Below are 22,789 nucleotides of genomic sequence, written 5' to 3'. Positions count from 1 at the left end.
GCGTCAGTCCAAGGCAGCGCAGAAGGTCTGGGCCTTGGTGGTGATCGTGTCCCAGTTGGCGGCGGCGACGTCAGCGGGGGAGACGACGTCGGTACCGGCGCTGACGGCGAGGGCGCCGGCCGCGAGGTAGTCGCGGGCGTTGCCGGCGTTGATACCGCCGGAGGGGATGAGGGGTACGCCGGGGAACGGGCCGTTGAGATCCTTGAAGTACTTCGGACCCAGTTGGTGGGCGGGGAAGATCTTCACGGCGTCGGAGCCGAGGGCCAGCGCCGTCATCACCTCGGACGGGGTGAAGGCGCCGAGGACGACGGGTATGCCGGCGGAACGTGCGGTCTCGGCGATGGCGGCGGCCTCCGGGCCCTGGCCGGGAGTGACGAGGAACTGCGCGCCCGCCTCGATCGCCTGCTTCGCCTGCGCGCCGGTCTGGACGGTGCCCGCACCGACGACCGCGCCGGTCTCGGCGGCTGTGGAAGCGGCGCGCTCGAGGTGCCGGGGGAGGTCGGGCGTGGTGTAGGTCAACTCCACGACATGGATGCCGCCGGCAACCAAGGCCGCGCACAGGTCGCGGGCGTCGGAGATCTCCGGCGCCCGGACGACGGTCAGCACGCGATCCGCGCGCAGCAGATCCAGGGTGGTGCTCATGCAACTTCCTCTCGGACAGGAGTACGGCGGACCGCGCGGCCAGGCAGCGCGTCGGTGCGATGGCCGTCGTCGATGACGGGGACGCCGTTGACGAGGACGTACGGGATGCCGGTGGCTTGCCGGCGGGGAGTGTCGAAGGTGGCGGTGTCCTGGACGGTCTCCGGGTCGAACAGGACCAGGTCGGCCTGATAGCCGACCCGGACGAGCCCGCGATCCGTGAGCCGGAGCCGTCGGGCCGGGCGGCCGGTGAGGTGATGGATGCAGTCGGCCAACTCCAATACGCCGAGTTCGCGGACGTACCGGGCCAGATAGCGTGGGAACGTCCCCCACGACCGCGGATGCGGTTTCCCGCCGACCAGGATCGCATCCGACCCGCCGGTGTGGCTCGGGTGCCGCATGATCGTCCGCACGTTTTCCTCGTGGCCGACGTGCTGCAGGATCGAGGTCGCCAAGTCATCGGCGATCAGCAGGTCGAAGAACACATCCGCCGGCGGCCGGCCGGCCGAGGTGGCGAGCGCGGCGATGGTGTGGCCGACGGCGTCGTTCATCGCCGGGTTCCGAACGCCGCCGATCTCGATGGAGTCCCACTCGATCACGCAACCGTGGCAGCCGTCCGAGCCGACCTGCTCCATCTCGTAAGCGATCCGGTCCCGGGCGGCCGGGTCCCGGAGCCGGGCCAGCAGGGCGTCCGGGCCACCCTCGGCGGTCCAGCTGGGCAGCGTCGCCGCCAGAGTGGTTGCCCCAGGCAAATAAGGGTAGGTGTCGGTGGTGACGTCGACGCCCGCGGCGAGGGCCTTGTCGATCATCGCGACCAGCTCGGCGCCGCGGCCCCGGTTCGGTGCGAAGTTCATCACCGCGTGTGTCAGGTGCAGCGGGCACCCGGAACGCCGGGCGATCTCGACCATCTCGCCGTACGCGTCCAGTGCGCCCTCGCCGTACGAGCGCTGGTGCGGGCCGTAGTACCCGCCGTACTGCGCGACGATCTCGCAGAGCTCGACCAGTTCGTCGGTGGTCGCGAACATGCCGGGGATGTAGGTGAGGCCGCTGCTCATCCCGACCGCGCCCTGCTGCAGCCCTTCGGCGAGCAGTCGCTTCATCTCGTCCAGCTCGGCGCGCGAGGCCGTGCGGTTCGAGGTGCCGACGACCATCATCCGCAGCGTGCCCTGCGGGACCAGGTACGCCGCGTTGCAAGCGATGCCCTGGTCGAGCCGGTCGAGGTATCCGCCGACCGTGGACCAGCTGAAGTCGAAGTCGTCGGGCTCGCCGTTCCAGCCGGCGATCTGGCGGCGTACCGCGGTCCGGGTCGGGTCGTCGATCGGCGCGAACGACAGGCCGTCCTGGCCGAGCACCTCCAGCGTGACGCCCTGGCTGACCTTCGCGGTGTGGTCCGGGTTCGCCAGGATCTGCAGGTCGGAGTGTGCGTGCATGTCGATGAACCCGGGCGCCAGCACCAGCCCGTCCGCGTCGATCGTCCGCCGCGCCGCCGGCAGGTCGTTGCCAATAGCCACAATCCGGCCGTCGTCGATCGCCGCGTCGGCCCGTACGCCGGGAGCGCCGGAACCGTCCAGCACCAACGCACCGGTGATCAGCAGCTCGGCCATGTCAGAAGAACGTCCGGACCAGGTCGACGACGACCGGGTCGGCCGCGTCCGGGTCGTCCACGACCGGGATCAGTCCCCACTTGTCGAACGCCGTACAGGGATGGGACAGGCCGACCCGGAGCTCGTCGCCGATCACCACCGGGACGTCGCCGAAAAGCAGGAAGCCGTGCTGGTCGTTGAGGTTGCTGACCGTCATCCCGGTGGCCGCGAGGACCGGCGAACCCTCGTCCCGCGGCCGGATCAGCTGCGGCTCGGGCAGGTCCTGGTCGAACGGCAGGTCGCGTCGGCCCGCGTCGAAGATTGCGAGTCCGGGCTCGGGCTGGGAGGTGATCCGGACCCACGCGTGCATCGCCGGGACCAGTTGGTCGCCGTCCGTACGGGGCGTCTCGCCGAGCGGCGACATCCGGCGGTACATCCCGTCGTCGTGGGCGATGTACGCTCCCGACCGCAGCACCACCCGGGCGCCTTCGCCGGCGAGCGACGCGAGCACCTTCGCCACCTGCTCGAAGTACTGGCTTCCGCCCGCACTGACGATCGGTACGACGTCCTCGCCGTACCGGTCCCGCAGTCGATGGTGGACCTCTGCCAGGTCGCGCAGGTACGCACGGACTTCCTCGAGGTCGGCCTCGTCCACGCCGTGCCCGATCGCGCCCTCGTACCCGGCGACGCCGGCCAGCCGCAGCGTGCTCGCGTCCGCAATCGCCGCGCCGACAGCCACCGCGGTCTCGGCGTCCCGCGCGCCGGTCCGGCCGCCGATGCCGCCGACCTCGACCAGTACGTCGAGCGGTCGCGCATCCGGACCGACGTGCGCCGATCGCGCCGCCTCCATGATCTCGACGGTCCGGACCGAGTCGGCCCAGACCAGCACCTCGAACTCCGGATCGGCCGCGAGCTCGTCGGCGATCCAGCGCAGCTGGAGCGGGGAGATCACCGCGTTCGCGATCAGCACCCGGCGGACGCCGTACGCGCGGGCGACGCCGAGCTGGAAGACGTTGGCCAGGGTGATCGCCCAGGAACCGGCGTCGAGCTGCATGGCCCAGAGCGCCGGCGCCATCGTCGTCTTGCCGTGCGGCGCGAGCTCGACGCCGTGGCGGGTGCACCAGCGCGCGAGAGTGTCCACGTTGTGCCGCAGGCCGGGGGCGGACAGCGTCATCAGCGGAGTGGGCAGCTGGGAGAGCTTGGGCTTGTCGGCCAGCACCTCCGCGACGGTTCGGCCCCAGAACGCGGGCGGGAGCGCTTTGTCCTGCCAGCTCACCTGCTGGTCGGCGAGAGCGGCGACGGCGTCGGCATCGTAAGCAGGCATCTGTTCCCCTGGTAGCTGGAATTGCAGCATGTGCAACGCACGTTGCGCACACTGACTCCACGGTTGTAGCATCGCGCCCAAAGTTGCGTCAATGACGGGTGTTTCACACCTATCCCATCACCTCGCACCCGTGGAGTGCCGATGCGCGAACCGCTCCCTGAGACGCCCGCCGCGATCTGCATCGGCGAGGCGATGGTCATGCTCGCCGGGGAGACCGGGGTGCCGCTGGCGGACGTGGAGACGTTCAGGCGGTCGGTCGGTGGCGCCGAGTGCAACGCGGCGGGTGGACTGGCCGCGCTGGGGATCGCGACCGGCTGGATCTCGCGGCTCGGTGACGACGGGTTCGGTGAGCACGTACTGCGTGATCTGCGGACGCGAGGTGTCGAGGTCGGTGGTGTTGAGCTGGACGCCACCCGGCCGACCGCGCTGTACGTGAAGGAGACCCAGGACGGGCGCTCCCGGATGCACTACTACCGGTCTGGTTCGGCTGCCTCGGCGATGGATCCCGAGTTCCTGGATCGGCCGGCGGTGCGCGATCGGCTGGCGCGTGCCGAGCTCGTGCACACCACCGGCATCACTGCGGCGATCTCGAGCACTGCGGCGGAGATGCTGGACCGGTTGGCCCAAGAGCCCCGCAGCTTCATCTTGAGCGTCGACCTGAACTGGCGGCCCGCACTCTGGCGGGACAAGGACCCGGAACCACTCTGGCGGGTGCTCCGCGCGGCTGACGTCGTACTGATCGGTGCCGACGAGGCTCTGGTGTTCGCGGGGACCAGTGACCCCGCTGAGCTGCACGAACGCCTCGGCCGGCGGTGCACGCTGGTGGTGAAGAACGATGCGCACACTGCGCTGGTCCTGGAGCCGGATGGGCGTCGGACCGAGGTTCCGGCACTCACGGTCGCGGTGGTCGAGCCGGTGGGTGCGGGAGACGCGTTCGCGGCCGGTTTCCTGGCTGGGACATTGCAGGGGTTGCCGATGAAGCAGCGGCTGCGGCTCGGACACCTGAACGCGGCCGCGGTGCTTGTCGCGCCCGAGGACCACGCAGTGCCGTTGGAGCTCGCCGTCCGGGAGCGGCTGTTGACCTGCTCCGACGAAGAGTGGGCCACGACGAAGATCGGCGCGGCATGAGCCAGAGTCTTGGGAGAGCACTGCAGATCCTCGTGAGCCTCGGGGAGGGCGAGCGATCGCTGGATCAGCTGGCGACCGAGCTGGGTGTCCACAAGACCACAGTGCTCCGGCTGCTGCGCACCATGGAGGCGGAGCGGTTCGTACGACGTGACGAGGCGCATCGCTACCGGTTGGGCTCACGGCTGTTCGCCTTGGCCGATGTGGCTCGGGAGCAACACGTCGTACGGGACGTCGCGGCCCCGCATCTGAGGCAGCTGAACCAGAAGACCGGACAGACAGTGCATCTGGCTGCCTGGGAGAACGGTGAGGTCGTCTACATCGACAAGCTCGACAGCGTGCGGTCGGTGCGGATGTACTCCCAGGTCGGCGTACCGGCGGCGCTGCACTGCACCGCGGTCGGGAAGGTGCTGCTGGCCGCGCAGCCCAAGCGGCAGCGGGAGGCGTTGCTGGCGTCGATGGACTACCGCGCGTACACGCCGAACACGATCACCGATGCAGACCACCTGCGGGACGAGCTGGCAATCACATCGGAGCGCGGCTGGGCGCAGGACAAGGCCGAGCACGAGTCGTTCATCAACTGCATCGGCGCCCCGGTGAAGGACCACGACGGGCGGATCGTCGGGGCCGTGTCGGTGTCGGTGCCCGACGTACTGCTGAACTATGACCAGGTGCTCGAGCTGCTGCCTGACCTGCTCGCCACCACCAAGGCGATCACCGCCGACTACAACTGAGAGGTGTCAGACCTGATGTCCGACAAGACCGTCATCTCCACCAGCGACGCGCCCGCCCCGATGCCGGTGTTCTCGCAGGGAGTGCGCAAGGGCAACATCCTGCAGGTGTCCGGCCAGGGATCGGTCGATCCGGCCAGCGGTGAGTTCGTCTTCACCGGCGACGTGAAGAGCCAGACCACCCGCGTCCTGCAGAACATCGAGGCGATCCTCAAGGCCGGCGGCGCGAGCATCGACGACGTGCTGATGCTGCGCGTCTACCTGACCACCCGCGACGACTTCGCCGCCATGAACGAGGCGTACGCCGAGTTCATGTCCACCCGCACCCCGAGCGGCGTCCTGCCGTCCCGCACCACCGTCTTCACCGGCCTCCCCCTCCCCGACATGCTGGTCGAGATCGACGCACTCGCCGTCCTCAGCTGACCCCTCGGAAACACGAGGTCTGTTCCCGCATTGTGGGATACGATGCCGCAATGCAGGAACAGGCCGAGCGGCGTGGGTCGGTGCAGTCGATCGACCGGGCGGTAGCGATCCTGCGGTGCTTCGACGTCCGTACGTCCGATCTGGGGATCAGTGACCTGGCTCGAGCGACCGGTCTGTCCACAAGCACCGTGCATCGGCTGCTGCTGGCGATGCAGGAGAACGGATTGGTTCGCCAGACCGCCCACCGCAGGTATGCGATCGGGCCGCTGGTCGTTCAGCTGGCCCACAGCGGTGGGATCCCGGCCGGCCTGCGGGACGCCGCGATGCCCGTGCTGCGGGTACTCCGTGACGACACCGGAGAAACCGCGGCCGTGCACGAGTTGCTGCCGTCCGGGCAGCGCGTCGTCCTCGACCAAGTCGAGAGCCATCACCAGTTGCGCCGTACCTACACGGAGTTCGGCATCCCGGTCGCCTTGCCGCTCGGAGCGCCCGGGAAGGCACTGCTCGCCTTCTTGCCGCTGGAGCGGCAGCAAGAGGTCCTCGCCGGTCGCCTGGAGCAGGTGCTGCCGCGGACCATCACCGATCCGGTCATTCTGGCTGCCCAGTTCGCAGAGATCCGTGCACGGGGCTTCTCCATGTCCGTGGAGGAACGCACTCCGGGGATCCGCAGTGTGGCGGCGCCGGTCTTCGGCTACTCCGGTCAGGTGGCCGGCTGTCTGAGTGTTTCCGGTCCCGAGATGCGGATGCCGGTGGAGCGGATGGAGGAGTTCGGGATGAGGATCGTCGGCGCCGCGTGGTCGGTGTCCGAGCTGCTCGGTGCCACGCCGGTTGCTCGGGATCGCAGTACGGCGCTGGCCGGCGGCCGGTGATGTCCCAGGCCAAAGATCTGTGGAAGATCGCACCCGCGGTCTATCTGCCCGCATTGCTCTACGGCATCGGGCAGGGCGCGATCGCACCGGTCGTCGCACTGTCGGCCACGCATCTCGGTGCCTCGGTAGCCGTGGCTGGACTGGTGGTCGCGGCCGCCGGACTCGGTCAGGTGATCGGTGACATCCCCGCCGGTGCTCTGACCAACCGCATCGGTGAACGACGGGCGATGCTGGGCGCAACAGTCCTGGTCGCACTAGCGTTAGCCGCCTGTCTGGTGGTGCCGACAGCCTGGGGCCTGGCGATCGCGATCGGCTGCACCGGACTGGCCGGTGCGGTCTGGGGCCTGGCCCGCCAGGCCTACCTGAGCGAAGCGGTCCCGATCGAGCTACGGGCGCGCGCACTGTCCACTCTTGGTGGCGTCCAGCGCATCGGCTCGTTCATCGGCCCGTTCCTCGGTGCCGGCGCGATGAAGTTCCTTGGCACCGACGGCGCCTACTGGGTGCACCTCATCGCCGCGCTTCTCGCCTGCGTGGTCCTGCTGAGCCTGCCCGACGTCGAGTCAGTACGTCGTACGCGCGGAAGCCGGCCGGTCGCCGCCCAGTCGACCTGGGTCGTGATCCGCGACCACCTGCCCGTGTTGCGGACCCTTGGCGTCGGTGCGCTGCTGGTCGGCGCGGTCCGGGCGTCGCGACAGGTGGTGATCCCGCTGTGGGCGCTGCACATCGGACTGGATGCGCAGACCACCAGCATCATCTTCGGCCTGTCCGGAGCGGTGGACATGCTGCTGTTCTATCCAGCCGGTTCGGTGATGGACCGCCTCGGTCGCAAGTGGGTCGCCGTACCGTCGATGTTCGTGCTGGGGTTCGCGCATCTGTTGCTGCCACTGACGCACTCCACCGTGACGCTGACCGCGGTCGCGTTGCTGATGGGTGTTGGCAACGGGCTCGGCGCCGGCGTGATCATGACGCTGGGCGCCGACGCATCTCCACCGGTCGGCAGAGCCCAGTTCCTGGGGGCGTTCAGGTTGTTCGCGGACACCGGGAACGGCGCCGGCCCACTGTTGCTCGCGGGTGCCACCGCCCTGCTCGGGCTAGGCCCCGCGATCGTGATCATGGCCGGGACCGGCTGGGCCGCCGCCACCGCGATGCATCGGTGGATCCCACCGCATCCGGTGAGCGAGCAACCAGGCTGACTGGAACCGATTTGGTTCCAGACTGTGGGTCAGGCACAATGAATGTTGCCGAAGACCGCTGGTTGTCACTTTCGAGTGACTGAAGGTCCCACTCAGGTGGGCGGCCCGCGTAGGTGACTTGGATAGTGTGACAGCTCGTATGTTCACGCCCTTGCGCCTGCGCAGGGGCGTTTCTCCTTTTCAGGGGTCCGAGGCGTGGAAGCCAAGAGAAGGAGACCCCATGGCGAGGCCGGACAAGGCAGCCGCTGTCGCAGAGCTCACGGACGAGTTCCGTAGCTCGAACGGCGCCGTGCTGACCGAGTACCGCGGACTCACCGTGGCGCAACTGCGGGAACTGCGCACTGCGCTCGGTGACAACGTGAACTACGCCGTGGTGAAGAACACGCTGACCAAGATCGCGGCCAAGGACGCGGGTGTCGAGTCGTTCGACTCGCTGCTCGAGGGTCCGTCGGCCATCGCCTTCATCAAGGGCGACCCGGTGGTTGCGGCCAAGAGCCTGCGTGACTTCGCCAAGGCGCATCCCCTGCTCGTCATCAAGGCTGGAGTGCTGGAAGGCAAGGCACTCGGTACTGACGAGATCAACAAACTCGCTGACCTGGAGTCGCGTGAGGTTCTCCTCGCGAAGCTCGCAGGTGCGATGAAGGCGGCTCCGCAGCAAGCGGTGTCGCTGTTCGCTGCTCCGCTGTCGCAGGCCGCGCGCCTGTTCGCGGCGCTGCAGGACAAGCTGCCGGCCGCGGACGCCACAGCCGTGGCGGACGAGGCACCGGCTGTGCAGGACACAGTCGAGGCACCTGCCGAGGCGAGCACCGAGGAGACCGCGCCGGCCGAGAGCTGACGCTTCCCCCTCACGCAACACCCCCATCAGTGATCACCCAGCAACACGTTTACGGAAGGACCGCCACCATGGCGAAGCTCAGCACCGAAGAGCTCCTCGGCCAGTTCAAGGAACTGACCCTGCTGGAGCTGTCGGAGTTCGTTAAGGCGTTCGAGGAGGAGTTCGGCGTCACCGCCGCCGCCCCGGTCGCCGTGGCCGCCGCCCCGGGCGCCCCGGCCGCCGCTGCCGAAGAGGCCGCGGAGCAGGACGAGTTCGACGTCGTTCTCGAGAGCGCCGGCGACAAGAAGATCCAGGTCATCAAGGAGGTGCGCGGTCTCACCAGCCTTGGTCTGAAGGAGGCCAAGGACCTGGTCGAGTCGGCCCCGAAGGCCATCCTGGAGAAGGTCGACAAGGCTGCCGCGGAGAAGGCCAAGGAGGCCCTCGAGGGCGCCGGCGCCACCGTCACCCTGAAGTGACCCGTGCGGCGCGAGCCGCACATCCAGCAGTACGCCGAAGGGCGGTCCTACCCAGGGCCGCCCTTCGTCATGTTGTGCACGAAGCCGATCCAGGCGAAGGCCCACAGCCAACCGGCCACCAAGTCGGACGGGTAGTGCAGTCCGAGCACCAGCTGGGACAGCCCGACGATGACGAGTACCACGGCGCCGACGGCCAGCCAGATCACCTGCCGACGCCGGACGCGCAGAAGCAGCACCACGATGGCGACCACGGCCGCGGTGTCGGCGGCATGACCGGCCGGGAAGCCGTACTGCGAGACCGTCTCCGGCAATGGCCACAGGTCGGGTCGCGACCGGCCGACGATCTCCTTCAGCAGCGGGTTGACCGCCCAGACGACACCGACTCCCACCACGAAGACCGCGGCATCCACCCACCGGCGCAGGGCGAGCACGACAGTAAGCAACACGCCCGTGAGCGCTGCGAGCGGAGCCAGATCGGTGATGTCGTTCGTGAGCTGGGCGAGCCGTTCGACCGTCGTGCCGCCGGCGTCGTGGAACCAGATCAGCACCCGCTGCTCGCCGGGTACCGGTCCCACTTCGGCAATCCAGACCGCGAGCACCGCGACGATGCCGGCCGACAACGTCGCGAGGCTCAATCCGGACGATCTGCGCACCCCTGCGCCGAGACGGTCAGACGCCGATCCGGTGCCAGGGACCCCAGATCGCGAACGTCATGCCGCGACTCGCCTGGATGTTGACGAACAGCGTGTGCCCGTCCGGGCTGAAGGTGGAGCCGGCGAACTCGTCGCCGAACCGCGGGGCTCCGTTGCTGCCGACGAGCCGGTTCAGAGCGATGTCCCACAGCTGACCACCGCGGGACAGGCCGCGCAGGTAGTTGTCCTCGGTGTTGTCCTCGCAGAGCACCAGGGTTCCCCGCGGGCTGCTGGTGACGTTGTCCGGGAAGTCGAGCGTCGCCCGGTTCGGCGACTGATAGATCAGCTGCAGCTTCTGCGCCCGGGTGTGATATGCCCAAATCTGGCCGAAACCGTTGCCGTAGCCACCGACCGGATCCGGGCCGGTCTCGGCCACGCCACCACCCTGTGTCGAGCAGAAGTACACGACGTTGTCGTCGTACACCTGTCCTTCGAGCCGGGAGAAGTACGCCGCACCTTGCGCACGACCCTGGTCACCGACGTACACGAGTGCCTGGTCGTTCGTGGTCGGCGCGGTCTGACCCGGTGTGTACGGGAACGTCGGTGCCGGGTCGTCGATGTCGACCCACTGCACGTCGTACGTCGCCCGCCGCGGCTGCTCGGCGGCCAGGTTCAGGTTCGGGCGGCCCTTGACGGCCAGCATCTGCAACCGGCCACCGTCCTCCAGCCGCCCATGGGTCACCGGATTCCGGCGCGGGAGATAGCGGTAGAAGCCGGACGGGAACGCGAAGTTGTCCTCGGTCAGGTAGAGAATCCCCGTCCTGGGGTCGAACGAGACGGCCTCGTGCGCGAACCGGCCGGCGTGGGTGATCGGCTGCCGGTCCGCCTGCCCGCCGGCCGGGACCTCGAAGACGAAGCCGTGCGGCTTGGTCAGCGGCACGTTCGACGCCCCGGTGAAGTCCGGTCCGACGTCCGGCCCGTTCACCGTCTCCTCGCAGGTGATCCAGCTGCCCCACGGCATGATCCCGCCGCTGCAGTTCATCATCGTGCCGTTCAGGCTGGTGTAGGCGTCGACCACGACACCGAAGCGCGTCACCTCGACGGTCGTCGTACCACCCTGCGCCATGGCGTCGTACGGCGTACCCGGTCCGAACGGTGCGCCCGGATTGTTCAGCTCGTGGTTGCGGACGAGCAGCACGTTGCCGTTGCGGCGCTGGAACGCACCCATGCCGTCGTGCCGTCCGGGCAGGTTCGTGCCGTCACCCAGCACGACCGGGAACTCGGTGTCGTGGAACGACCGGTAGGCGAATCCTTCCGGCAGATGGAGCCGGACAGCGCCGTCGCGCTGGTCCGGGATCGCACGCAGCGTCCGGAACGACGGGTTGTCCGTCTCGTCGGCGACTGCCTCCCGGGCCACGAATCCCTGGAACGGCCCGCCCGCGAGCACACCGCCCGCAAGGGCCGCGCTTCCCCTCAGGAATGTTCGTCGTTCGATGCTCATCCGTGGATCCCCTCCTCGGTCGTGCCAAACCCTTGCGTCGAAGCTATCTTTCGGCCGGAATCCCGGACAGATCTCGCACCCGTGATCGCGTTGTATGTCGACCCGATTGCGCTGCGATACCAGTTTCACCGGTGGTCCCGGAGGGGTCCGGCGTACCGGGACCTCGGCAGTCGCTAGGATCACCCGCAGCCGCGTGTCACGTGCTATGAGCACAGCGTGATCGACGTGACCAGAGCGTGACGCCTTGTCAATCGCTTGACATGCGGGGGTTACGCAAAACCGTACTCGCGCGTAACCTAGGCGACCGTGCCTCGTTGGACCGGGCAGAAACTCGTCGGTTCGGGGCCAGACAGACTTTCCCGTGAGGAGGACCGGTGGGCGTAGAAGTCCGCGTCGAAGGTCTCACCAAGTCCTTCGGAAGCCAGCTGATCTGGGGCGACGTGTCCCTGACTCTGCCGGCCGGTGAGATCTGCGTGATGCTCGGCCCGTCCGGCACCGGCAAGTCTGTCTTCCTCAAGACGCTGATCGGTCTGCTCAAGCCCGACAAGGGCCACGTGTTCATCGAGGGCACCGACATCGCCACCTGCTCCGAGCGCGAGCTCTACGAGATCAGGCGGCTGTTCGGCGTGCTGTTCCAGGACGGCGCGATGTTCGGCTCGATGAACCTCTACGACAACGTCGCCTTCCCGCTCCGCGAGCACACCAAGAAGTCCGAGTCCGACATCTTCTCCATCGTGATGGAGAAGATGGAGATGGTCGGACTGGTCGGCGCGGAGAAGAAGCTGCCGGGCGAAATCTCCGGCGGGATGCGCAAGCGGGCCGGGCTGGCCCGGGCGCTCGTGCTCGACCCCGAGATCCTGCTCGTCGACGAACCCGACTCCGGTCTGGACCCCGTGCGTACGTCGTTCCTGAACCAGGTGATGATCGACCTCAACGAGGCGTTCGGCCCGACCTTCCTGATCGTCACCCACGACGTGAACACCGCGCGGACGGTGCCGGACAACATCGGCATGCTGTACCACAAGCACCTGGCGATGTTCGGCCCGCGCGAGATGCTGCTGTCCAGCGAGGAGCCGGTGGTCCGGCAGTTCCTCAATGCGCAGATGATCGGCCCGATCGGCATGTCCGAGGAGAAGGACGCCGACGAGCTCGCCGCCGAGGCCGGCCAGGAACTGCCCCCGCTGCCGCCGATCCCGATCCAGCAGCTGCCCAGCAGCGGCATGCTCCGGCCGACCCAGCGCCCGCCGGGCGAGTGGTGCCGCGAGAACGGCGTCACCCCGCCGCCAGGATCCTTCGCGGACACGACGGTGGGAGTCACGTGACCGTTTCTGCCACCGCCCCGCTGAAGCATGCCGGCAATCTGTTCGCTTTCGCTCTCGACACCGCCCGGGCCTCGGTCCGGCGTCCGTTCCAGCTGCGGGAGTTCCTGCAGCAGGCCTGGTTCGTCGCCAGCGTGACGATCATCCCGACCGCGCTGGTCGCCATCCCGTTCGGCGCGGTGATCGCGCTGCAGGTCGGCGGCCTGATCAAGCAGTTCGGCGCGCAGGCGTTCACCGGTTCAGCCGCGGTCCTGGCTGTCGTCAGGGAGGCCTCGCCGATCGCGACCGCACTGCTGATCGCCGGCGCCGGCGGCTCCGCGATCTGCGCCGACCTGGGCTCGCGCAAGATCCGCGAGGAGCTCGACGCGATGATGGTGCTCGGCATCGACCCGATCCAGCGGCTGGTGGTGCCGCGGGTGCTGGCGACGATGCTGGTCGCCTTCTTCCTGAACGGTTTCGTCAGCGTGGTCGGCGTGATGGGCGGCTACGTCTTCAACGTCGTCCTGCAGGACGGCACTCCCGGTAGCTACATCGCCTCGTTCACCGCGCTCGCGCACCTGCCCGACCTGTGGCAGGGCCAGGCGAAGGCCCTGGTGTTCGGATTCATCGCGGCGGTGGTCGCGTCGTACAAGGGTGTCAACGCGGGCGGCGGCCCGAAGGGTGTCGGCGACGCGGTGAACCAGTCCGTCGTCATCACCTTCATGCTGCTGTTCGTCGCGAACTTCTCGATGACGGCGATCTACTTCCAGCTCGTCCCGCCGAAGGGGGCCTGACATGTCGGCCTTGGTGGACACGCTGGTAAAGAAGCCGCTCAACTCACTCGACCGGCTGGGCGAGCAGTTGGCCTTCTACATCAAGGCTCTGGCCTGGTCCGGCAAGTCGATCACCCGGTATCGCAAGGAGATCTTCCGGCTGCTGGCCGAGGTCACGCTGGGCACCGGAGCGCTCGCGGTGATCGGCGGCACGGTCGGCGTGATCACCTTCCTGGCCTTCTTCACCGGCACCGAGGTCGGCCTGCAGGGCTACTCGGCGCTGAACCAGATCGGTACGTCGGCCTTCGCCGGCTTCGTCAGCGCCTACATCAACACCCGCGAGATCGGCCCGCTGATCGCCGGGATCGCGCTGGCCGCGACGGTCGGCTGCGGGTTCACCGCGCAGCTCGGCGCGATGCGGATCAGCGAGGAGATCGACGCCCTCGAGGTGATGGCGATCCCGTCACTGCCGTTCCTGGTCACCACCCGGATCATCGCCGGCCTGATCGCGGTCATCCCGCTGTACGTCGTCGGCCTGCTGTCGTCGTACTTCGCCACCAGACTCACCGTGACCACGTTCTACGGGCAGAGCACCGGCACGTACGACCATTACTTCCATCTGTTCCTGCCACCCGGTGACGTGCTCTGGTCGTTCGGGAAGGTGCTCGTCTTCTCCGTGCTGGTGATCCTGGTGCACTGCTACCACGGCTACCACGCGACCGGCGGTCCGGCCGGAGTGGGCGTCGCCGTCGGCCGCGCCGTACGGACGTCCATCGTCGTCATCAACGTCGTCGACCTGCTGCTGTCGATGGCGATCTGGGGTACGACGACCACTGTCAGGCTGGCCGGGTGACGCCATGACTGTATTGATGCCACGCCTCCGGCGTGGGTGGTCACGGGGCTCTGCCTCCCGTCCTTCCCTCCTCGCTCCGGTCGCTTCGCTCCTCAGTCCACGACGGGAGGCCCCGTGACCAAACTGATCTCGCACAAGATCCTGGGCGTCGCCTTCATCGGCGTGGTCTGCTTCCTGCTCTGGCTGACCTACGCCTTCTACGCCAAGGTCTTCACCAAGACCGTCGACGTGGAACTGAAGACCAGCCACATCGGCCTGCAACTCAACGAGCACGCCGATGTGAAGCTGCGCGGCATCATCGTCGGCGAGGTCCGCGGGGTCTCCACCGACGGCGACGAGGCGACCGTGCAGTTGGCGCTCAAGCCTGATCAGGTGAGCGAGATCTCCAGCGCGGTCAGCGCCCGGATCCTGCCCAAGACGCTGTTCGGCGAGAAGTACGTCGCCCTGGTCCCGCCGAGCGGACCGGAAGGCCAGCACATCAAGGCCGGCGACGTGATCTCCCGGGACAAGACCGCGGTCGGCATCGAGATCGAGAAGGTGCTGAACGACGCGCTCCCGCTGCTGCAGGCGGTCGACCCGGCGGACCTGAACGCCACCCTGAACACGCTGGCCACCGCACTGGAAGGCCGCGGCGCCGAGATCGCGGGCACGCTGACCCAGCTCGATGCGTACCTGAAGAAGCTGAACCCGAACGTCCCGAAGCTGATGGACGCCTTGACCAAGCTCACCCAGGTCGCCCAGTTGTACGGCGACGCGACACCGGACCTCGTCCGCGCGCTGCGCAACCTGACCATCACCGGCAACACCGTGGTGGAGAAGCAGGTGCAGTTGCAGAAGTTCTTCGTCGACGTGCAGACGCTGTCCACGACCGGCAACACGTTCCTGAAGGCGAACGAGGACCGGGTGATCCGGCTCGGCGAGGTCAGCCGGCCGGTGCTGGACCTGCTGGAGAAGTACTCACCCGAGGTGCCGTGCTTCCTCAAGGTGATGACCGACACGGCCCCGATCCTGAACGACACGTTCCGGAACGGCCGGCTGAACATCAACCTCGAGCTGATCACCAACCAGCCGACGCCGTACGAGCCGAACGAGCTTCCGGCGTACAAGGACCACCGTGGGCCGACCTGCGTCGGGAGGAACTACAGCCACCCCGGCTCGAAGCCCGGCCCGTACACGCAGGAGAACCCGGCGCCGTACATCACCGGTGACGACGGCGTGATCGGCGACCACAACAAGAACCAGCGCTTCCCGCTGAACCTGCAGCTCAATCGTGCGATGCCGGGCTTCGACATGGACACCCAAGGCGTCGGTACGCCGGCCGAGCAGAAGGTGATCGACTCGGTCGTGGCCCCGGAGATGGGCATCCCGGCGACCGACGTACCCGATCTGACCACCCTGATGGTCGGGCCCCTCCTCCGCGGAGGGCAGGTGAATCTGAAGTGAAGATCCTCGACAAGAAGACCTCGCTCGACACCGTCAGGCTGGCGATCTTCGTGGTTGTCACCACGGTCGCGACCGCGCTGCTGGCGGTGACGATCGGGAACATCAGCTTCAATCCGACGACGAAGTACCGGGCCGTGTTCACGGACGCGGTCGGGCTGAACAAGGGTGACGACATCCGGATCGCCGGCGTGAAGGTCGGCCAGGTCGACAAGATCGCGCTCTATCAGGACACCTTGGCGATGGTGACGTTCAGCGTCGACTCCGACCAGGTCCTCGACGCCTCCACGCACGCCACGCTGCGGTACCGGAACCTGGTCGGCAACCGGTACGTCGCGCTGACCGACGGCGTCGGCGGTGGTGATCGGCTGAAGAAGAACGCCGTCATCCCGAAGGAACGTACGTCGCCGGCGCTCGACCTGTCGGTGTTGTTCAACGGGTTCAAGCCGCTGTTCACCGCGCTCACCCCGGCGGACGTGAACCAGTTCGCCTTCGAGGTGATCAAGGTGCTGCAGGGTGAGGGCGGCACGATCGAGTCGCTGCTGGCCAAGACCGCGTCGTTGACCACCACGCTGGCCGACGCGGACCAGGTGATCGGCGACCTGATCACGAATCTGACCGCCACCCTGCAGATCGTCTCCCAGCGACAGCAGAACTTCTCCCAGTTGCTGGTGAACCTCCAGCAGTTCATCACCGGGCTCAGCCAGGACATCAACCCCATCCTGAACAGCCTCGGTTCGATCAACTCGCTGAACACCAAGACGGCCGGCCTGCTGCAGCAGACCCGGGTGCCGATCAAGGCGGACCTGGACCGGCTCCGCACCGTCGCGACCACCCTGGACGACACCCAGGGGATCTGGGTGAAGACGCTGCAGAACATGCCGGAGAAGCTGAACACGATGACCCGGACCGCGTCGTACGGCTCCTGGTTCAACTTCTACCTGTGCAACTTCGACGGCAACGTCACGCTGCCCATCGGCACCCGCATCCCGGTCGCCTACGACAACAACTCGGCGAGGTGCAAGAAGCCGTGAAACCCTTCCGGGAACAGAACCAGGTGACCATCGGCGTCGTCGGCCTGACGGTGATCGGCTTGATCATGCTGGCCGCGTTCAAGGCTCAGGACCTGCCGTTGATCGGTGGCGGGACGAAGTACTCGGCGCAGTTCTCCGAGGCCGGCGGGCTGAAGCCGAACGACGAGATCCGGGTGGCTGGCGTACGGGTCGGGCAGGTCCGCAAGGTCGAGCTCGAAGGTACGCACGTCCGGGTCGACTTCGTGGTCGACAAGGGCGTGAAGCTCGGCGACCAGACCGGCGCCGAGATGAAGATCAAGACGCTGCTCGGCCAGAAGTACCTGAAGCTGAACCCGGCCGGCGGCGGTTCGCTCAAGCCCGGGTCGGAGATCCCGCTGGCCCGGACGGTCTCGGCGTACGACGTGGTGGACGCCTTCTCGGATCTCGCCAACACAACCGAGCGGATCGACTCCGCGCAGCTGGCCAAGGCGCTGGACACGCTGTCGGCGACCTTCAAGAACACCCCGGAAGAGGTGCAGGCGTCGCTGACCGGCCTGTCCCGGCTGTCCCGGAACGTGGCCAAGCGTGACGAGCAGCTCAAGCTGCTGCTGCAGCACTCGAACGTGGTCACCAAGGTGCTTGCCGACCGCAACCAGCAGCTGATCAAGCTGATGAAGGACGGCAACACCGTCTTCCAGGCGGTCCAGGCCCGCCGGGCGCTGATCCACCAGTTGCTGGTGTCGACGCAGAAGCTGTCCGCGCAGATCACCGCGCTGGTCCGGGAGAACCGCAAGGATCTCGGCCCGACGCTGACGAAGGTGAACGCCGTACTCGCGGTCCTGCTGAAGAACCAGAACGACCTGGACGCGAGCATCCGCGGGCTGGCGCCGTTCGTCCGGCTCTTCACCAACACCCTCGGCACCGGCCCGTGGTTCGACACCTACGTGCAGAACCTGGTCCCGGTCCCGGAGATCCCGGCGCCGAGCATCCCGATTCCCGGCCTGCCCCCGGTCCTGGGAGGTGGTGGCTGATGCGGATCGCTTCCCTGTCCCGGTTGATCGCGATCGCGGTGGTCCTGGTGATCCTCGCGGTCAGCGTGGTGACGCTGTGGCCGCATCCCGATCGCGTCACGGCGACGGCGTACTTCCCGCGCGCGGTCTCGGTCTACCCGGGCTCCGACGTCCGGATCCTCGGGATCAAGGTCGGCGAGGTGGAGAGCGTCACCCCGGCCGGGCGGACCGTCCGGGTGAAGTTCTGGTGGGAGGCCAAGCACAAGGTGCCGGCCACCGCCAAGGCAGTCATCGCGGCGCCGTCCATCGTGGCCGACCGGTACGTCCAGCTGACGCCGGCGTACTCCAAGGGCGACGTGATGGCCGACGGTGCCGAGATCCCGCTCGCGCGGACCGCCGTACCGCTGGAGCTGGACCAGATCTACCAGAGCCTGAACGACCTGTCCGTCGCCCTCGGCCCGAAGGGCGCGAACGACCAGGGCGCGCTGTCGCGGCTGCTGGACGTCTCGGCGAAGAACCTGAACGGTCAGGGCGCCAAGCTGAACCAGACCATCACCGACGTGTCCAAGCTGACCGGCACGCTCGCGGGCAACTCGCAGAGCCTGTTCAGCACGATCCGGCAGTTGCAGATGTTCGTGTCCGCGTTGGCCGCGAACGACCAGCTGGTCCGGCAGTTCAACAACAACTTCGCCGCCACCTCGACCACGCTGGCCGGGGAACGCAAGGACCTCTCGGCCGCGCTGTCGCTGCTGGCGACCGCGCTCGGCGAGGTCGCGACGTTCGTCAAGGACAACCGGACGCTGGTGAAGACCACGGTCTCCAGCGCCGCCGATCTGTCGGCGATCCTGGTCAAGGAGAAGGCCGCGATCGCCGAGGTGCTCGACACGGCGCCGCTCGGCCTGGGCAACCTGGCCCGCATCTACAACCCGCAGTACGGGACGCTGGACCAGCGGATCAACCTGGCTCAGCTGGATGATCCGGCGAACTTCATCTGCTTCCTGCTCCGGCAGGCGAACCAGCCACTGTCGACCTGCTCGGCGCTGAAGCCGGTCCTTGACGCCCTGCCGAAGCTGCCGCTGCTGAGCCAGCTGACCGGCAGCGCTCCCGCCAGCGGCGGCCCCGCCGGTACGCCGTGGGCCCCGCTGCCCAAGGCGCCGTTGAACAGCCCGGACCCGGTCGACCCGACGCTCGGGGGGCTGGTCAAGTGAAACCCAGAATCCAACGCCGTACGTCGATAGTCGCCGGAGTGCTCGGGTTGGTGCTGTTGCTGACCGGATGTGATTTCAGTGTGTACTCGCTGCCGCTGCCCGGTGGCGCGAAGATCAAAGGACCGTCGTACACGGTCACGGTCGAGTTCGCCGACGTCCTGGACCTCGTGCCGAAGTCGTCGGTGAAGGTCGACGACGTCACCGTCGGCACGGTCCAGAAGGTCTGGCTGGACGGGTACGTCGCCAAGGTCCGGATCAAGCTGCCGAAGAGCCTCGACCTGCCGGACAACACGCACGCGACGATCCGCCAGACCAGCCTGCTGGGCGAGAAGTTCGTGTCGCTCGCGCGGCCGACCGGGACGGAGCAGCCGCGCGGCAAGCTCGACAACGGCGAGGTCATCCCGCTGTCCCGGACCACCAGCAACGTCGAGGTCGAGGAAGTCCTGTCGGCGCTCTCGCTGCTGCTGAACGGCGGCGGCGTGGCCCAGCTGCAGATCATCACCCAGGAGCTGAACAAGGCGCTGACCGGCAACGAGCCGGCCATCCGCAGCGTGCTGACCCAGCTGAACACGTTCGTCGGCACCCTGGACCAGAACAAGCAGCGGATCGTCACCGCGATCACCGCGGTCGACGCGCTGGCCAAGAAGCTGAACGCGCAGAAGGCGACGCTGGCGACCGCGATCGACTCGCTGCCGAAGTCGATCGCCACCCTGGACAAGCAGCGCGCGGCTCTGGTCAACACGCTGCAGGCGCTGGCGACGCTGGGCAACACCGCGACCCGGGTGATCACGTCGGCCCAGAAGGACCTGGTCGCGAACCTGCAGTCGCTCTACCCGATCCTGACCAAACTGGCCGAGGCGGGGGAGAACCTGCCGAAGTCGCTGGAGCTGCTGCTCACCTACCCGTTCCCGGACCAGGCCGCGAAGGCGGTCGGCGGTGACTTCACCAACCTGGGCATCACGCTCGACGTGAACACCCAGAAGGCCCTGCAGGGCATCCTCGGGCTCAAGCTGCCCACGGCCGGCCCGTCGTCCATCCCGGTTCCGCGGCTGAGCATCCCGCTGCACAATCCGACGAGCGGCGGCCTGCCGTCGCTGCCGGTGCCGACGAGTACGGCGACGACCTGCATCACCCTGCTCGGGCTGCCGGTCTGTACGCAGAAGCTCAACCGGTCCGGGTTCGATCCCGACCTGGCCCGGGCCCTGATGCCGGGGGTGGCCAAGTGATCACCAGAACGGTCCGGATCCAGCTGATGGTGTTCCTGCTGATCACCGTCGTCGGCGTGGCCTTCGTGGGCGCGAAGTACGCCCAGGTTGACAAGCTGTTCTTCGACGAGGACTACACGGTCAGCGCCAGCTTCGCCGAGTCCGGCGGCATCTTCACCGGTGCCGAGGTCACGTACCGCGGCCAGCCGGTCGGCCGGGTCGGCCAGCTCAAGCTGCTGCCCGACGGCGTCGAGGTGAACCTCGACATCGACAAGAAGACGAAGATCCCGAACGACCTGCTCGCGGTGGTCGCGAACCGGTCCGCGATCGGCGAGCAGTACGTCGACCTGCAGCCCCGCCGGGACGACGGTCCGTACCTGCAGAACAACTCCAAGATCGCCCGCGACGACACCGCGATCCCGATCGACACCACCGAGCTGCTGCTGAACCTCGACCAGCTGGTCAACTCCGTCGACAAACAGAGTCTGCAGACCACGGTGCGCGAGCTCGGCGCCGCGCTGAAGGGCCGGGGCACCGACCTGCAGCGGATCATCGACAGTTCCGGCACGCTGATCGACGACGCCGACGCGAACGTCCTGCAGACGATCAAGCTGATCAACGACGGCGACACCGTGCTCGCCACTCAGGTGGCCAGCGGCGACGCGATCAAGACCTGGGCGAAGAACCTCGCGCTGCTGTCGGACACCCTGGTCAGCTCGGACGCGAACCTGCGCCAGGTGATCGACCAGGGCTCGGCCGCCTCGGAGCAGGTGACCGGCCTGATCACGGACAACCGTGCGGACATCGCGGTGCTGCTGGGTAACCTGCTGACGGTGAACGAGATCACCGCGGTCCGGCTGGACGCCGTCGAGCAGCTGTTCGTGGTGTATCCGGCGGTCGCGATGGGCGGGTACGTCGTCCCCGCGAAGAACGCCGACGGGCACTACGACGCGCACTTCGGCCTGGTGCTCGGCTTCACCCCGCCCGCCTGCCGGCCCGGGTACGGCGGGACCGACAAGCGGATCCCGCAGGACCTGTCGAACACGGCGGCCAACAACAAGGCGAGCTGTACCGCGAGCCCGACCACAGGCGTGAACGTCCGCGGCGCGCAGAACAAGCCGAGCCCGTCGTCGCGCGACCTGAACCGCACCGGATACGGCCTCGGCTACGACCCGGCCACCGGTGACGCCGGCGGATCCGCGGGCACGCCGGACATGGTCCTCGGCTCGACCGGCGGCCAGGCCGATCTGCTCGGCAGCGACTCCTGGAAAGCCCTCATCCTCGGACCGGTGACCAGCAAGTGACCTCCAAGCGTGGCCCTCTGATTCTGGCGTGGGCGCTCAGCGTCCTGCTCGTCATCGCACTGGCCGGAGCGACGATCGCTGTCGTCGCCCTGCGCAAGCAGAGTGCGCAGGACTCCCAGCGTGAGGGCGCGATGAAGGCAGGGCGGCAGCTGGCGCTCGACTTCACGACGTACGACTACAACACCTGGGACGCTGACTCGAAGCGGGTGATCGACGATTCCACCGGGCAGTTCAAGCAGGAGTTCCAGGCCGGCATCGACTCGGTGAAGGCCGACGTACTCGCGAACAAGGCGACCTCCAAGGGCGACGTGAAGGAGGCCGCGGTGGTCTCGAACGACAAGGACTCCGCCGAGGTGCTGGTGATCGTGAACGCGGTGGTGACGAACACGGCCTCGGCCGACGGGGTCGAGCGCCGCTACCGGATCAAGCTGGACATGGTCCGGGAGAAGGACCGCTGGCTGACCGCCGACCTCCAGGTGGTGGGCTGATGCCTGATCGCTCCCGCAACCGTCCCCGGATCGCCGGCCAGCGCCGTACGGCGGTCGATGTGACAACGAATGACATCGAAACGGCACCGGAGGTATCCGAAGAGATTCCGGAGACCCCTGCGGAGGATGTGACCCCAGCCACACCGGAGGCTCCTGAGGCTCCCGGCGAGGAGGTTTCGGAGGCGCCGGCGATTACGCACGGTGACGCGAAACCCGGTCTGGGGCGGCTGCTGACCGCTGCGCTCGGGGTCGCCGTGGTGCTGGTGCTGACCGTCGCGGTGGTGCTCGGGGTCAAGGCGTGGCAGGGCAAGCAGGCCGAGGACGCCCGCGACCAGGCCGCGGCGGCCGGACGGAAGGCGGCCGAGACCGCGCTCAGCTACGACTACCGGACCCTCGACAAGAGCTTCGCCGCGGCGCGGGCGACGATGACCCCGGAGTTCGCCGGCAAGTTCGACGAGACCGCGAAGGTGGCCGGCGAGCTGGCCACGAAGACCAAGGCGACGGTCAAGGCCGACGTCCGCGAGGTCGGGGTCCGCGACGGCGACGCCGACCGGGTCACGCTGATCATCTTCGTGAACCAGACCACCACCAGCACGATCACGCAGGGTAAACCCCGCGTGGATCTCAACCGGACCCGGTTCACGATGGTCCGAAAGGACGGCCAATGGCTGGTCCAGGAGATCGCCGGACTGTAGTCTCTTTGTGACTCCGCACCAGGAGGGCGCCGGGAGGCTCGCGGGTGATCTACTCGCTGGAGACACCGGGTCGGTCCTTGACGGAGAGGGTGGTCCGAAGGCAAACTATCGGACCCCATTGGACAGGCTTGCCTGTATCGGGTAGCCTATTGCTTTGCGCTGCCTTTACTCCCACCTCGGCTTGAGTCTCGA

Annotated in this window: 23 protein-coding genes; 18 read left to right on the top strand and 5 right to left on the bottom strand. The window is 67.8% G+C overall.

Features of this window, described 5'->3' with window-relative positions; translation table 11 throughout:
• Window positions 1–3: 3 nt before the first annotated feature.
• From AB0E63_RS11065 to AB0E63_RS11055, 3 genes are read right to left on the bottom strand one after another with little or no spacing between them, the layout of a single operon-like run.
• Window positions 4–642: a bifunctional 4-hydroxy-2-oxoglutarate aldolase/2-dehydro-3-deoxy-phosphogluconate aldolase gene (locus AB0E63_RS11065; protein ID WP_360364175.1), complete on the bottom strand. Its 639-nt coding sequence runs from the start codon at window positions 640–642 to the stop codon at window positions 4–6.
• Window positions 639–2,243: a D-aminoacylase gene (locus tag AB0E63_RS11060; RefSeq protein WP_360364173.1), complete on the bottom strand. Its 1,605-nt coding sequence runs from the start codon at window positions 2,241–2,243 to the stop codon at window positions 639–641. The genes AB0E63_RS11065 and AB0E63_RS11060 overlap by 4 nt, the downstream gene beginning before the upstream one ends.
• A 1-nt stretch (window position 2,244) precedes the next feature.
• Window positions 2,245–3,546 (bottom strand): amino acid deaminase, encoded by a 1,302-nt coding sequence (locus AB0E63_RS11055; RefSeq protein WP_360364171.1) that lies wholly within the window; start codon window positions 3,544–3,546, stop codon window positions 2,245–2,247.
• Between the two features lie 141 nt (window positions 3,547–3,687).
• On the opposite strand from AB0E63_RS11055, the gene AB0E63_RS11050 reads away from it, so the two are divergent.
• From AB0E63_RS11050 to rplL, 7 genes are all read left to right on the top strand, one after another.
• Window positions 3,688–4,674 carry a sugar kinase gene (locus tag AB0E63_RS11050; RefSeq protein ID WP_360364169.1) on the top strand — a complete coding sequence of 329 codons (987 nt, stop codon included), beginning with the start codon at window positions 3,688–3,690 and terminating at the stop codon, window positions 4,672–4,674.
• The gene (locus AB0E63_RS11045) at window positions 4,671–5,405 is read left to right on the top strand and encodes an IclR family transcriptional regulator (RefSeq protein WP_360364167.1); all 735 of its coding nucleotides are present in this window, start codon (window positions 4,671–4,673) and stop codon (window positions 5,403–5,405) included. The genes AB0E63_RS11050 and AB0E63_RS11045 overlap by 4 nt, the downstream gene beginning before the upstream one ends.
• Window positions 5,406–5,420: 15 nt before the next feature.
• The gene (locus tag AB0E63_RS11040) at window positions 5,421–5,825 is read left to right on the top strand and encodes a RidA family protein (protein WP_360364165.1); all 405 of its coding nucleotides are present in this window, start codon (window positions 5,421–5,423) and stop codon (window positions 5,823–5,825) included.
• Window positions 5,826–5,875: 50 nt separating this feature from the next.
• Window positions 5,876–6,694: an IclR family transcriptional regulator gene (locus AB0E63_RS11035; protein ID WP_360364163.1), complete on the top strand. Its 819-nt coding sequence runs from the start codon at window positions 5,876–5,878 to the stop codon at window positions 6,692–6,694.
• A complete protein-coding gene (locus tag AB0E63_RS11030) occupies window positions 6,694–7,887 on the top strand; it encodes an MFS transporter (protein ID WP_360364161.1) in 1,194 nt (397 codons plus the stop codon). Before AB0E63_RS11035 ends, AB0E63_RS11030 begins: the two co-directional genes overlap by 1 nt.
• A 220-nt stretch (window positions 7,888–8,107) precedes the next feature.
• Window positions 8,108–8,722 (top strand): 50S ribosomal protein L10, encoded by a 615-nt coding sequence (gene rplJ / locus AB0E63_RS11025; protein ID WP_360364159.1) that lies wholly within the window; start codon window positions 8,108–8,110, stop codon window positions 8,720–8,722.
• A 68-nt stretch (window positions 8,723–8,790) separates the two neighbouring features.
• Entirely contained in the window at window positions 8,791–9,177 is a 387-nt protein-coding gene (rplL, locus tag AB0E63_RS11020; RefSeq protein WP_133789427.1) for a 50S ribosomal protein L7/L12, read from the top strand.
• Window positions 9,178–9,224: 47 nt separating this feature from the next.
• Here rplL and AB0E63_RS11015 read toward each other — a convergent pair whose 3' ends face one another.
• Both AB0E63_RS11015 and AB0E63_RS11010 read right to left on the bottom strand, forming a co-directional pair.
• Window positions 9,225–9,830, bottom strand: a complete 606-nt coding sequence (locus tag AB0E63_RS11015; RefSeq protein WP_360364157.1) for a phosphatase PAP2 family protein — start codon at window positions 9,828–9,830, stop codon at window positions 9,225–9,227.
• Between the two features lie 16 nt (window positions 9,831–9,846).
• Complete coding sequence (locus AB0E63_RS11010; RefSeq protein WP_360364155.1) at window positions 9,847–11,310, bottom strand: alkaline phosphatase PhoX; 1,464 nt, start codon at window positions 11,308–11,310, stop codon at window positions 9,847–9,849.
• Between the two features lie 374 nt (window positions 11,311–11,684).
• Between AB0E63_RS11010 and AB0E63_RS11005 the strand changes: the two genes are divergently transcribed.
• The 11 genes from AB0E63_RS11005 (at window position 11,685) to AB0E63_RS10955 (ending at window position 22,597) form a co-directional block, all read left to right on the top strand.
• Window positions 11,685–12,632 carry an ABC transporter ATP-binding protein gene (locus AB0E63_RS11005; RefSeq protein ID WP_360364153.1) on the top strand — a complete coding sequence of 316 codons (948 nt, stop codon included), beginning with the start codon at window positions 11,685–11,687 and terminating at the stop codon, window positions 12,630–12,632.
• On the top strand, window positions 12,629–13,402 hold the full coding sequence (locus AB0E63_RS11000) for an ABC transporter permease (RefSeq protein ID WP_360364151.1): 774 nt from the start codon (window positions 12,629–12,631) through the stop codon (window positions 13,400–13,402). The genes AB0E63_RS11005 and AB0E63_RS11000 overlap by 4 nt, the downstream gene beginning before the upstream one ends.
• 1 nt (window position 13,403) lies before the next feature.
• Window positions 13,404–14,234, top strand: coding sequence for an ABC transporter permease (locus tag AB0E63_RS10995; RefSeq protein ID WP_360364149.1), 831 nt, complete (start codon window positions 13,404–13,406; stop codon window positions 14,232–14,234).
• A gap of 114 nt (window positions 14,235–14,348) precedes the next feature.
• On the top strand, window positions 14,349–15,677 hold the full coding sequence (locus tag AB0E63_RS10990; RefSeq protein WP_360364147.1) for an MCE family protein: 1,329 nt from the start codon (window positions 14,349–14,351) through the stop codon (window positions 15,675–15,677).
• Window positions 15,674–16,708 carry an MCE family protein gene (locus tag AB0E63_RS10985; protein WP_360364145.1) on the top strand — a complete coding sequence of 345 codons (1,035 nt, stop codon included), beginning with the start codon at window positions 15,674–15,676 and terminating at the stop codon, window positions 16,706–16,708. The genes AB0E63_RS10990 and AB0E63_RS10985 overlap by 4 nt, the downstream gene beginning before the upstream one ends.
• Window positions 16,705–17,718 carry an MCE family protein gene (locus tag AB0E63_RS10980; protein ID WP_360364143.1) on the top strand — a complete coding sequence of 338 codons (1,014 nt, stop codon included), beginning with the start codon at window positions 16,705–16,707 and terminating at the stop codon, window positions 17,716–17,718. Before AB0E63_RS10985 ends, AB0E63_RS10980 begins: the two co-directional genes overlap by 4 nt.
• Window positions 17,718–18,905: an MCE family protein gene (locus tag AB0E63_RS10975; protein WP_360364142.1), complete on the top strand. Its 1,188-nt coding sequence runs from the start codon at window positions 17,718–17,720 to the stop codon at window positions 18,903–18,905. Before AB0E63_RS10980 ends, AB0E63_RS10975 begins: the two co-directional genes overlap by 1 nt.
• Window positions 18,902–20,131 carry an MCE family protein gene (locus AB0E63_RS10970; protein ID WP_360364140.1) on the top strand — a complete coding sequence of 410 codons (1,230 nt, stop codon included), beginning with the start codon at window positions 18,902–18,904 and terminating at the stop codon, window positions 20,129–20,131. Before AB0E63_RS10975 ends, AB0E63_RS10970 begins: the two co-directional genes overlap by 4 nt.
• The gene (locus tag AB0E63_RS10965) at window positions 20,128–21,414 is read left to right on the top strand and encodes an MlaD family protein (RefSeq protein ID WP_360364139.1); all 1,287 of its coding nucleotides are present in this window, start codon (window positions 20,128–20,130) and stop codon (window positions 21,412–21,414) included. The genes AB0E63_RS10970 and AB0E63_RS10965 overlap by 4 nt, the downstream gene beginning before the upstream one ends.
• On the top strand, window positions 21,411–21,902 hold the full coding sequence (locus AB0E63_RS10960) for a hypothetical protein (RefSeq protein ID WP_360364137.1): 492 nt from the start codon (window positions 21,411–21,413) through the stop codon (window positions 21,900–21,902). Before AB0E63_RS10965 ends, AB0E63_RS10960 begins: the two co-directional genes overlap by 4 nt.
• On the top strand, window positions 21,902–22,597 hold the full coding sequence (locus AB0E63_RS10955; protein WP_360364135.1) for a hypothetical protein: 696 nt from the start codon (window positions 21,902–21,904) through the stop codon (window positions 22,595–22,597). Before AB0E63_RS10960 ends, AB0E63_RS10955 begins: the two co-directional genes overlap by 1 nt.
• The last annotated feature ends 192 nt before the right edge of the window (window positions 22,598–22,789 follow it).

It is taken from the genome of Kribbella sp. NPDC026596 (assembly GCF_040638415.1).
Classification (GTDB): Bacteria; Actinomycetota; Actinomycetes; order Propionibacteriales; family Kribbellaceae; genus Kribbella.
Note: the sequence above shows the minus strand (reverse complement) of the source record. Positions and strands in the feature narration are given on the sequence as shown.